Source organism: Anaeromyxobacter dehalogenans 2CP-C, assembly GCF_000013385.1.
In the GTDB taxonomy this organism is placed as follows: Bacteria; Myxococcota; Myxococcia; order Myxococcales; family Anaeromyxobacteraceae; genus Anaeromyxobacter; species Anaeromyxobacter dehalogenans_B.
On the sequence record NC_007760.1, the window covers coordinates 899,831 to 911,375 of the forward strand.

Consider the following 11,545-nt stretch of genomic DNA (forward strand, 5'->3'; position numbering starts at 1 on the left):
TTAAGAAGAGCGCGCCATGTCATCGCCGCCGGAACCCCAGGCGCTGCCCAGCGCGCCCAGCCTCTCCTTCGTCGAAGACCTCTACTACGCGTGGCTCGCCGATCCCAGGTCGGTGGACGAATCGTGGCGCAGGTATTTCGAGGGCTTGCCCGCCGCCCCGGGCGCCGCCCCCGCGCCCGCGTCCTTCCCCCGGCGCCGGCCGGACGGGGCCGCCGGCCCGCAGGCGGCGCCCGGCGCGGGCGGCGACGCGGCCTTCCAGTCGAAGGTGGACCGGCTGGTGCAGGCGTACCGTGAGTACGGCCACCTCCGCGCCAACCTCGATCCGCTGGGCCTCGTCCGCCCCGCCGAGCCGTTCGCGCTGGAGGCGTTCGGCCTCGGGCCGGCCGACCTCGACCGGCCCTGCGCCGACGCGGACGGCCGCGGCGATCGCACGCTGCGCGACCTGGTGGCGAGGCTGGAGGAGACCTACTGCCGGACCCTGGGCGTCGAGCTCGCCCACATGCACGACCAGGACCTGCGCGGCTGGCTCGAGCAGCGGATGGAGCGCACCCGCAACCGGCTCTCGCTCGCGCCGGACGTGAAGAAGCTCCTCCTGCGCAAGATCGTGGAGGCGGAGAGCCTGGAGCAGTTCCTCGGGACGAAGTTCCTGGGCGCGAAGCGGTTCAGCGTCGAGGGCGCCGAGGGCTTCGTGGCGCTGCTCGAGTTCCTGGTGGACCGGGCCGTCGGCCACGGCGTCCGCAACGTGGTGATCGGCATGGCGCACCGCGGGCGCCTGAACGTGCTCGCGAACGTGGTCGGCAAGCCGCTGCGCCAGATCTTCGCCGAGTTCCGCGACAACGCCATCGTCAACGCGACCGGCGGCGACGTGAAGTACCACCTCGGCCACTCGACCGACCGCGAGACGCCGGACGGCGTGCTGGTGCACCTGTCGCTCGCGTTCAACCCGAGCCACCTCGAGTGGATCAACACGGTGGTGCAGGGGCGCGTGCGCGCCAAGCAGGACCGCTACCACGACTTCGATCGCGTCCGCTCGCTGCCGGTGCTGGTGCACGGCGACGCCTCGTTCGCCGGCCAGGGCATCGTGGCCGAGGCGCTCAACATGTCGCAGCTCGAGGCGTACGGGGTGGGCGGCACCATCCACGTCATCGTGAACAACCAGGTGGGCTTCACCACCTCGCCCCGCGACGCGCGCTCCACCACCTACTGCACCGGCCCGGCCCGGATGCTCCAGATCCCCATCATCCACGTGAACGGGGAGGACCTGGAGGCCGTGGCGCAGGCGGTGCTGCTCGCCGCGGACTTCCGCCAGCGCTTCCACCGCGACGTGGTCATCGACCTGTGGGCCTACCGCCGCCACGGGCACAACGAGGGCGACGAGCCGTCGTTCACGCAGCCGGTGATGTACCGCGCCATCTCGAAGCGCCCCACGCTCCGGCAGCTCTACGCCGAGGCGCTGGAGCGCGAGGGGACGGCCACGCGTGCCGAGGTGGACGCCATGGCCGCCGAGTACCGCGCCCGGCTCGACGAGGCGTACCAGGCCTCGGCGCAGATCGCGGTGCAGCCCGGCGCGCAGGAGGCGGCCGGGTTCTGGGCCGGCGTCAAGGGCGGCGCGATCACCGGCCCCGAGCCGGAGACCGGGGTGGCCCCCGCGGTGCTCGCCCAGGCGGCGGCCGGGATCACGCAGGTGCCGCAGGGCTTCCACGTGCACCCCAAGCTCGCGAAGGTGCTGGAGGCCCGCGCCGAGATGGGCCGCGGCGAGCGGCCGCTGGACTGGGCCACCGCCGAGGCGCTCGCGTTCGCCACGCTCTCGCTGGAGGGGCGCCGCGTCCGCCTGGTCGGCCAGGACAGCCGCCGCGGCACGTTCAGCCACCGCCACGCGGTGCTCTACGACCACCAGACCGGCACGCCGTACTCGCCGCTCGCGCACCTGCGCGAGGGGCAGGGCGTGGTGGAGATCCGGGACAGCCTGCTCTCCGAGGCCGCCGCGCTCGGCTACGAGTACGGCTACAGCCTGGAGATGCCCGACGCGCTCACGCTGTGGGAGGCGCAGTTCGGCGACTTCGTGAACGCGGCGCAGGTCATCATCGACCAGTTCCTCTCGTCGGGCGAGGCGAAGTGGAACCGGCTCTCCGGCCTGGCGCTGCTGCTGCCCCACGGCATGGAGGGGCAGGGGCCGGAGCACTCCTCGGCGCGGCTGGAGCGGTTCCTCGAGCTCTCGGTGGACGACAACTGGTACGTGGTGAACGTCACCACGCCGGCGCAGTACTTCCACGCGCTGCGGCGCCAGGTCTACTCGCCCTGGCGCAAGCCGCTGGTGGTCATGTCGCCGAAGAGCCTGCTGCGGCACCCGAAGGCCGTGTCGCCGATCGGCGAGCTCGCCGAGGCGCGCTTCCGGCCGGTCGTCGCCGATCCGGTCGCAGACCCGAGCGAGATCACCCGCGTGGTGCTGTGCTCGGGCAAGCTCTACTACGACCTCGCCGCCGCCCGCGAGGCGCAGGGCGCCCGCCACGTGGCGCTGGTCCGGCTGGAGCAGCTCTACCCGCTGGCGGCCGACGAGATCCTCGACGCCATCGCCGCGTTCCGGCCCGGCACCGAGATGGTCTGGGCGCAGGAGGAGCCGTCCAACATGGGCGCCTGGGACTACGTGGACCTGCACCTCTCGCCGCGGTTGCCCTCGCGCCTCGACCTCGTCTCCCGCCCGCCCTCGGCCAGCCCCGCGTCCGGCTCCGCCACGCGCCACAAGCTGGAGCAGCAGCAGCTCGTGCTCGAGGCGCTCGGCGACCCCGTCCCCCGCATCCACCGCACCGACACGCGCGCCGCCGCGCACGAGCACTGATCCTCCCGGAAGAACACCATGTCCATCCAGCTCAAGGTCCCGAACATCGGCGAATCCGTGCAGACGGCCACCATCGGCACGTGGCTCAAGAAGGAGGGCGAGCCGGTCCAGGCCGACGAGCCCGTCGTGGAGGTGGAGAGCGAGAAGGCCACCGTGGCGGTCCCGGCGCCCGCCGCCGGCGTGCTGCGCAAGGTGCTCCGGCAGTCCGGCGACACCGTCGCGATCGGCGAGGTGATCGCGGAGCTGGACGAGGGCGGCGCCGGCCAGGCCGCGGGCGCCTCGCCGTTCGGCTCCGGCCCGGTGCCCGGCGGCACCGTCCCCGCCGCCCGGGGCGACGGCGCCCCGGCCCCCGCCCCCGCAGCCGCGCCGGCCCCGGCGGCCGCCCCGCCCGCGCGCGCCGCTCCCCCGGCGCCCACGCCCGCCGCGCCGCCGGCGCCGGCCGCGCCCGCCGGCTTCCGCGCCCCGCCCTCCGCCCGGCGAATGATGGCCGAGCTGGGCGTGACGCCGGAGCAGGTGATCCGCAAGGAGGACGTGGCCCGCGCGCTCGAGACGCGCCCGGCCGCGCCCGCGGCCCCGGCGGTGGCCGGCCCCCGCGAGCGCGTGGTCGCGATGACCCCGCTGCGCCGCACCGTGGCGCGCCGGCTGGTGGAGGCGCAGCACACCGCGGCGCTGCTCACCACCTTCAACGAGGTGGACATGTCGCGCGTGCTCGCGCTCCGCGAGCAGCACGGCGAGGCCTTCCTGAAGAAGCACGGGGTGAAGCTCGGCTTCATGTCGTTCTTCGTGAAGGCGTCCATCGAGGCGCTGCGCGCCTACCCCGGCGTGAACGGCGAGATCCGCGGCGACAGCATCGTCTACAAGGACCACTACGACGTCGGCGTGGCGGTCGGCGGCGGCAAGGGCCTGGTGGTCCCGGTGGTCCGCGACGCCGACGCGCTCTCCTTCGCCGAGGTGGAGACCACCATCGGCGAGCTGGCGAAGAAGGCGAAGGAGAACCGCATCACGCTCGAGGAGCTGGCCGGCGGCACCTTCACCATCTCCAACGGCGGCATCTACGGGTCGATGCTCTCCACGCCCATCATCAACCCGCCGCAGTCCGGCATCCTCGGCCTGCACAAGATCCAGAAGCGCGCGGTGGTGGACGCGGACGACCAGGTGGTGGTCCGGCCGATGATGTACCTGGCGCTCTCGTACGACCACCGGCTGGTGGACGGCCGCGAGGCGGTCTCCTTCCTCGTGAAGGTGAAGGAGTGCATCGAGGATCCGGAGCGGATGCTGCTGGAGGTGTGACCGCCCTCGTCCGGCTCAGGCCCCGTGCACGCCCGCCTCCGGCGCGGGCCGCCCCTGGCCGACCAGCTCGCGCAGCGCCAGCGCGTCGCGGACGGCGTCGCCGCGGAGGTCGTTGTTGAAGTAGACCCAGGCGGCGCGCCCGCGCGCGGACCAGCCGAGCAGGTCGCGCGCCACCGGCGCGAGGGCCTCGCGGCCGTACCGGCCGTGGTACCTGCCGGTGGTGCCGTGGAAGCGCAGGTACCGCCAGCCGCCGGTCGGGCGCGGGGGAGGGCGGGGCAGCAGGTCGTGCTCGCAGAGCGCGGCGCCGTGCGCGTCCAGCACCGCGCAGGCCTCCTCCACGTACCAGCGCGCGTCCCGCACCTCCAGCGCGTGCCGCCCCGGCGGCAGGCGCGAGAGGAAGCGGTCCAGCCGCTCCAGGTCGGGCTTCATGCCCGGCGGGAGCTGCCACAGCACCGGCCCGAGCTTCGGCCCCAGCGGCGCGAGCGGCGCGAAGAAGCGGTCGAGCCCGCGCTCCGTGTCGAGCAGCCGCTTCATGTGCGTGAGGTAGCGCGAGCCCTTCACCGCGAAGCGGAACCGGGCCGGCACCACCGCGCGCCAGCGCGCCGCCGCCTCCGCGGTGGGGAGCCGGTAGAACGTGGCGTTCAGCTCGACCGTGTCGAACAGCTCCGCGTAGCGCGGCAGCCAGGCGCGCGCCGGGAGGTCCTCCGGGTAGAGCACGCCGCGCCAGTGGCGGTACTGGAAGCCGCTCGTGCCGACGCGGATCACCGCCGCCCCCCGCCGCGCGCCGGCGCGGCCGCCGGCGCGGCGCCCACCGCGGCCAGGTGGGCGTCGGCGAGCGGCCGGGCGGCGCGCGCGTACCCGGCCCACGGGTCGGCGCCGAGCCGCGCCAGCCGCCGCGGGACCGTCCGCGCCCCCAGCCGCTCCGGCCGCAGCCGCGGCCCCAGCTCGTCCCAGGCCACCGGCACCGACGCCGGCGCGCCCGGCCGCGCCCGGAGCGAGAACGCCGCCACCGAGGTGTTGGTCCGGTTGTTCCGCAGGTAGTCGAGCAGGATCTTCCGCTCGCGCCCCGCGCGCGCGAACGCCACCGTGAACGCGCGCGGCTCGTGGCGCGCCACCGTGGCGGCGAGGCCCCGCGCGAACGCGAGGCAGTCCTCCCAGCGCCGGCGGGGCACGAGCGGGGTCACCACGTGCAGCCCGGCGCCGCCGGTGGTCTTCACGAACGCGGCGAGCCCCAGCGCCTCCAGCGCCGAGCGCAGCAGCCGCGCCGCGCGCACCACCTCCGGCCAGGGGACCGCCGGCCCCGGGTCGAGGTCGAGCACGATCCGGTCCGGCGTCTCCAGCGCGTCCGCGGTCGCGTTCCAGGTGTGCAGCTCGAGGACGTCCAGCTGCACGAGCGAGAGCAGCGCCGCGCGGTCGTCGGCGATCAGGTACTCGCCCAGCTTCGTCTTCTCCTGGATGCGAACGCGCCGCACCGCGGGCGGCGCCCAGGTCTTCGAGTGCTTCATGAAGCGGCACTCGCCGGAGAGGCCCTGCGGGCAGTGGAACAGGGTGAGCGGCCGGCCGCGCAGGTGCGGCAGCATCGCGCCGGCCACCGCGTCGTAGTACCGGGCCACGTCCGCCTTGGTGAGCCCGGTCCGCCCCTCGCCCGGGAACACCAGGCGCTCCGGGTGCGAGAGGCGGACGCCGCCGATCACCACCTCGCCCGGTCCGCCCGCCGGGCGGCGCCGCCGCGCGGGGCCGCCGGCGCCGGGCGCCTGCGGCGGCGGGGAGGCGGCCGCGGGCGGCGGCGCGCCGGCGCCGGGGCGCTCGCGGACGACGTCCGCCGCGCGCTTGTCCTCGCGCAGCCCCTGGAACGACGGGTGGCGCACCTTCCCGTCGTCGGTCCACTCGGCGAACGCCACCTCGGCGACCAGCTCCGGCCGGACCCAGTGCGCGATCCGGCCGAGCGCGCCGGGCGGGCGTGGCGTGAAGGGCGGGTCGGTGCGCTCCAGGCGATCCAGGCGCGCGCGCAGCGCCCGCGCCGACGCCTGCGTGAAGCCGGTGCCGACCTTCCCGGCGAAGCGCAGCGCGCCGCCCTCGTGGAAGCCCACCAGCAGCGCCCCGATGCCCTGGCGGCTGCCCTCGGGATCGGTGAAGCCGCCGATCACCAGCTCCTGGCGGGCGAGGCACTTCGCCTTCGTCCAGGTGGTGTTCCGCCCGGGCCGGTACGGCGCGTCGGCGCGCTTCGAGACGATCCCCTCCAGGCCGAGGCGGCACGCCTCGCGGAGCACCTCGGCGCCGGGCGCGTCCACGTGCGGCGCGTAGCGGAGCACCTCGCGGCGCGCGCCGAGCAGCCGGCGCAGCGCGTCCTTGCGCTCGAGCAGCGGGCGCCGGGAGAGGTCCTCGCCGTCGAGCCAGAGCAGGTCGAACACGAAGTAGGCGAGCGAGCGGCGCCCGCCGGAGAACGCCTGCTGGAGCGCCTGGAAGCTGGTCCGGCCGCCGGGCAGCACCGCGGCGACCTCGCCGTCGAGCAGCGCGCTCCGCACTGGGAGCGCCTCGGCGGCGCGCGCCACCTCCGGGAACTGCGCGGTCCAGTCGTTGCCGCGCCTGCTCCACAGCGTGGCGCGCCCGCCCTCGAGCGCGCAGCCGATGCGATACCCGTCGTACTTCGTCTCGTGCACCCAGCCCGCGCCGGCCGGCGGGGCCGCGACGAGGGTCGCGAGCTGGGCGCGGTAGGTCGGGACGGGCGCGCGGGCCACGCGGGAAAGCTCACCACCGCGGGCGCGGCGCGGCAAGCGGCGCTGCCGCCGGGCGCCGGCAGGGCCGGGCGTCGGGGCGGCCCCGGGGCGCCCCGCGGGTCACTGGTTCAGGGGGATGTACGTGATGGAGAGGAGCGCGAGGCCGAGCTGCGGCATCAGCGGCTCGTCCAGGTTCGCGGCCTGGCCGCTCAGCCGGATGCCGGGCTGGGCCCGGGCCTCCTCCACGCGGCAATCGACGAGGTTGCCGTTGAACCGGCACACCTTGCCGCCGGGCGTGGGGAGGCCGGGGCCGGGCTGGAAGCGCAGGCGGATCTTGAGATCGCCGAGGTTCCCGAGCACCGCCAGCTCCTTGCCCCAGCGGAGGAAGTGCAGGTCCGCTCCGGGGGCGGTCAGGCTGCCGTCTCGCCCGGGCTTCAGGATGTAGTTGCGCCCGACCAGCGTGCCGGCCCAGGTGCCGTCCGGCCGGCGGGTCATGTTCACGTGCGGTCCGACGACCCGCCAGGCGTTGAACGAGGTGCTCTCGCCCCGGGTCTGGATCTCACCCGTCGGCACGTAGTCCTCCGGCGGCTCGCCGGGCGGCGTCGGCGAGAGCGAGAGGGGCTGGGTGGACGCGCCCGCGCAGGAGAGCGCGAGCAGGGCGGCGGCGGCTGCGGCGGCTGGGAAGGATGGGCGCATGCCCCCGAGCTTACCTCGCCGGTTTCACTCAGGGGAAGCCCGCCGCCGGCCCGGCCGGCGCCGCGGCGCGGCGCGGCGCGCTACGGGTTCGGGTCGCGCACCTGCAGGTGCTCCGACGGCGCGCTGACGCCCTCGACGTACATGATGGAGAGCAGCGCCAGCCCGAGCTGCGGCATCACCGGCGCGTCGAGGTTCGCGGCCTCGCCGTGCAGCCGGATGCCGGGCATCTCCCGCGACTCCTTCTCGCGGCAGTCCACCAGGTTCCCGCGGAACTGGCACGTCTTGCCGCGCGCCGTGGCGACGCCGGGGCCCGGGTGGAAGCGGACGCGCACGCGCAGGTCGCCGAGGTTGCCCAGCACGGCGAGCTCCTCGCCCCACCGCACGAAGTGCAGGTCCGCGCCCGGCGCGGTCAGGCTGCCGTCGGCCCCCGGCTTCAGGATGTAGCTGCGGCCGACCAGCGTCCCCGCCCAGCTCCCGTCGGCGCGGCGGCTCATCTGCACCCGCGGGCCCACCACCTGCCAGGCGCTGAACGAGGTGCTCTCGCCGCGCGTCAGCACCTCGCCGGTGGGCGCGTAGTCCACCGGGACGGTGCCCTCGGGGAGCGGCGAGAGGGGGAGCGGCTTCGTGCCCACGCCCGCGCACGAGAGCGCGAGGAGGGCGGCGGCGGCGGCGAGCAGGTATGTGCGCATGCGACGGAGGTTAGCGCGGCGCTTTCACCGAGCGGAAGGGACACCGCCCGGTCAGCCTGGGCTCCTGACCGCCGGATCAGCGCCGCCGCGGGGCCGGGGGCGCGGCGGTCCGCGGGTCCTCGGGCCAGGCATGGCGCGGGTAGCGGCGGGAGAGCTCGCGCCGGATCGCGGGGTAGTGGCGGTCCCAGAAGCCGGCCAGGTCGGTGGTGACCTGCACCGCGCGCTGGTTCGGCGCGAGCAGGTGCAGCACCAGCGGGACGCGCCCTCCCGCCGCGGCGGGGCCCTGCGCCAGGCCGAAGAAGTCCTGGAGCCGGCTCTCGATCCACGGGGGCTTGCCGGGCTCGTAGTGGATGCGGACGGTCCGCCCGCCGGGGAGCGTCACCCGCTCCGGCGCGAGCCGCTCCAGCGCCGCCCGCGCCCGCGGCTCGAGCCGGCCGAGCAGCGCGCCCGGGAGGTCCGCCTCGCGCAGCTCCGCGAAGCTCCGGCGGCCGCGGGCGGCGTCGCGCAGCGCCGCGGCCAGCTCCGCCTCGCCGGGCGCGGCGAGGCCTGCCTCCGGCGCGTGCTCCGCCGCGAACGCCAGGCGCGCCACGAGCGCGTCGAGCGCGCCCTCCGGCGCGAACGCCCGCGCCCCGCGCGCCAGCGCCTGCGCGGCGAGCGCGTCCGCCACCGCGTCCGGGTCCGGCCGCGCCGCGCGCGCCTCTTCCAGCACGAGGTCGCGGTAGAGCAGCCGCTCGGCCACCTCGACCCGCTCGGCCTGCGCGTTCCACTGGACCGCCTCGTCGTAGCGCAGCGCCTCCGGGAACAGGTCGAGCAGCAGCTCCTGCGTCACCGCGCTCGCGAGCCGCACCCGCGCCTCGGCCGCGCGCGCGCCCGGCGCGCGCCGGTCGCCCCGCCGCGCCTCGGCGTCCACCGCCACCAGCAGCGGCGCCTCGCGCACCACGCTGGCGGGGTCGAGCCGGGCGCTGCCGCCGCCGACCAGCACCACCTCGTCGGAGCCCGGCGAGCGCCGCCGCGCCACGCGATCCGGGTAGGCGGCCAGCGTCGCCCGCAGCAGCGCCGCCTCGCGGGCGGGCTCGTCGCCGGCGGCAGGCGGGGGGACGTCGCGCGGCAGCGCCCGGGCCAGGCGCTGGAGCTGGCGGCGGCTCCGCTCGACCGCCTGCGCCGCGCCCGGGCTCACGCCCATGCGCCGCAGCCGGTCGGGATCGAAGCGCGCCCGGGCCGCCTCGTCGAACGCCTGCGCCAGCTCGAGCAGGTCGGACGGGCCGGTGGGCGGGAGCGCCGCCCCCTCCAGCGCGCGGCGCTCGCGCAGGTCGCGCTCGCCGAGCAGCGCCGCGAGCAGCGCGCCGTCTTCGGGCACGCCGCGCGCGGCCGCCTCCACCAGCAGCCGCCCGAGCCGCGGGTGGAGCGGGAAGCGGAGCATGGCGCGCCCGGCCGCGGTGGGCGCGCCGGCGGCGTCCACCGCGCCGAGGTCCGCGAGCAGCGCGCGCGCCGCCTCGAGCGCCGGCGCGGGCGGCGGCTCGAGCCACTCGAGGTCCGCGGCCGCCCCGAGGCCCGCCAGCGCGAGCAGCGTCTCGGAGAGGTCCTCGCGCAGGATCTCCGGGACCTCGAACTCCGGCCGGGCGTCGTGGTCGTGGCGCGTGTAGAGGCGCACCGCGCGCCCGGGCCGCGTGCGGCCGGCGCGCCCGGCCCGCTGCGCCGCCGAGGCGCGGCTGACCTTCTTCACCTCGAGCGTGGGCAGGCCGGACCAGGGCGAGTGCGAGGCGATGCGGGCGAGGCCCGAGTCCACCACCGCCACCACGCCGTCGATGGTGATCGAGGTCTCGGCCACGTTGGTGGAGAGGATCACCTTGCGGCGCGCCGCCGGCCGCACCGCCCGATCCTGCTCCTCCGGCGGCAGGTCGCCGTGCAGCGGCAGCACGTCCACCCCGGCGCTCGCGGCCCAGGCGGCGAGCGCGTCGCGGGCGCGCCGGATCTCGGCCGCGCCCGGCAGGAACACGAGCACGTCCCCGTCCACGCCCTCGCGGTGCAGCCGCCGGATCGCCCGCGCCACCCGCTCCTCGAGCCGCACGTCCGGCGCCGCCGCCTCCTCGGGCGAGAGGTGCTCCACCGCGACCTCGAAGCGGCGCCCCTCCGAGCGCAGCGCCGGGGCGCCCAGGAACGCCGCGACCGGCCCGGCGTCGAGCGTGGCCGACATCGCCACGAGCTTCAGGTCGGGGCGCGTCGTGCGCTGGAGCCGCCGCAGGAAGGCGAGCGCGAGATCGCCCTGGAGGTGCCGCTCGTGCAGCTCGTCGAGCACCACCGCGCCGACGCCGGGGAGCGCGGGCTCGGAGAGCAGGCGGCGGGTCAGCAGCCCCTCGGTCACGTAGCGGATGCGGGTGCGCGGGCCCGCCACCTCGTCGAACCGCACCTGGTAGCCGACCGTCTCGCCCGGCCGCTCGCCCAGCTCGTCGGCCACCCGGCGGGCGGCCATGCGGGCGGCGAGCCGCCGCGGCTCGAGCACCACCACCTCGCCCGCGCCGGCCAGCCCGGCCTCGTGCAGCGCGCGAGGCACGCGGGTGGTCTTCCCCGCGCCGGGGGGCGCCTCGATCACGAGCGAGGGGCCGGCGCGGAGCGCGGCGACGACCTCGGGGAGGAGCGGGTCGATGGGGAGCGGCTGCACCGGCCCGTTCTAACCCGGCGCGGGGAGGAGGAGAACCGATCCGGGGCGCCGGGGGCCGCGCTTGACAGCCCCGCGGGCGGACTTACGTGGAAGGACGAGGGCGCGAGGCGGCGCACGAGTTTCCGAGCCCCGCCGCCGCGCGCCCGGGCCATCCCGACCCCGAAGCGCAGCGCGCGGCCGCGATCCGTCCGCGCGAGGAGGACACGACCATGCCGACCCTGCTCAGGAACCCCGATCCCGCGTTCGCCACGCTCTCCGCCGAGGTGAACCGCCTCATGAACGACCTCACCCAGCCGGGCGCCCGGGGCTACGGCCTCGCGCCCGCCGCCGACATCCTCGAGACCGAGGCCGGCTTCCAGGTGGTGCTCGACGTGCCGGGGCTCGACCCGGCCGCCATCAAGCTGGACATCGAGAACGACACGCTCAGCGTGCAGGCCGACCGCAAGCAGCCCGCGCTCGCCGACGGCGCGACCCTGCACCGCAGCGAGCGCCGCTTCGGCACGTTCTTCCGGGCGTTCACGCTGCCGAAGACGGTGGACGGCGCGAAGGTCGAGGCGCGCTACGACGCCGGCGTCCTGACCGTCACGCTGCCGAAGCGCGAGGACGCGAAGCCGCGGACCATCGCGGTCCAGGTGAAGTAGCGCCGGGCGCGAACGTC

General features: G+C 76.6%; 8 protein-coding genes. 3 read left to right on the forward strand and 5 right to left on the reverse strand.

The window, feature by feature from the left end; translation table 11 throughout:
- The first annotated feature begins 16 nt into the window (after positions 1-16).
- Both ADEH_RS04005 and odhB read left to right on the forward strand, forming a co-directional pair.
- Positions 17-2,836, forward strand: a complete 2,820-nt coding sequence (locus ADEH_RS04005) for a 2-oxoglutarate dehydrogenase E1 component (protein WP_011419839.1) — start codon at positions 17-19, stop codon at positions 2,834-2,836.
- 18 nt (positions 2,837-2,854) lie between these two features.
- Positions 2,855-4,126 carry a 2-oxoglutarate dehydrogenase complex dihydrolipoyllysine-residue succinyltransferase gene (gene odhB / locus ADEH_RS04010; RefSeq protein WP_011419840.1) on the forward strand — a complete coding sequence of 424 codons (1,272 nt, stop codon included), beginning with the start codon at positions 2,855-2,857 and terminating at the stop codon, positions 4,124-4,126.
- A 15-nt stretch (positions 4,127-4,141) separates the two neighbouring features.
- Here odhB and ADEH_RS04015 read toward each other — a convergent pair whose 3' ends face one another.
- The 5 genes from ADEH_RS04015 to hrpB all read right to left on the reverse strand — a co-directional run bounded on the left by ADEH_RS04015 (position 4,142) and on the right by hrpB (position 10,887).
- A complete protein-coding gene (locus ADEH_RS04015) occupies positions 4,142-4,891 on the reverse strand; it encodes a DUF72 domain-containing protein (RefSeq protein ID WP_011419841.1) in 750 nt (249 codons plus the stop codon).
- Positions 4,888-6,864, reverse strand: coding sequence for a DNA ligase D (gene ligD, locus ADEH_RS04020; protein ID WP_011419842.1), 1,977 nt, complete (start codon positions 6,862-6,864; stop codon positions 4,888-4,890). Before ligD ends, ADEH_RS04015 begins: the two co-directional genes overlap by 4 nt.
- 99 nt (positions 6,865-6,963) lie before the next feature.
- Positions 6,964-7,539, reverse strand: a complete 576-nt coding sequence (locus ADEH_RS04025) for a hypothetical protein (protein ID WP_011419843.1) — start codon at positions 7,537-7,539, stop codon at positions 6,964-6,966.
- 80 nt (positions 7,540-7,619) lie between these two features.
- The gene (locus tag ADEH_RS04030) at positions 7,620-8,228 is read right to left on the reverse strand and encodes a hypothetical protein (RefSeq protein WP_011419844.1); all 609 of its coding nucleotides are present in this window, start codon (positions 8,226-8,228) and stop codon (positions 7,620-7,622) included.
- A gap of 76 nt (positions 8,229-8,304) precedes the next feature.
- The gene (hrpB, locus tag ADEH_RS04035) at positions 8,305-10,887 is read right to left on the reverse strand and encodes an ATP-dependent helicase HrpB (protein ID WP_011419845.1); all 2,583 of its coding nucleotides are present in this window, start codon (positions 10,885-10,887) and stop codon (positions 8,305-8,307) included.
- A gap of 209 nt (positions 10,888-11,096) precedes the next feature.
- Here hrpB and ADEH_RS04040 point away from each other — a divergent pair, with 209 nt between their 5' ends.
- Positions 11,097-11,528, forward strand: coding sequence for an Hsp20/alpha crystallin family protein (locus tag ADEH_RS04040; RefSeq protein ID WP_011419846.1), 432 nt, complete (start codon positions 11,097-11,099; stop codon positions 11,526-11,528).
- Positions 11,529-11,545 lie beyond the last annotated feature (17 nt).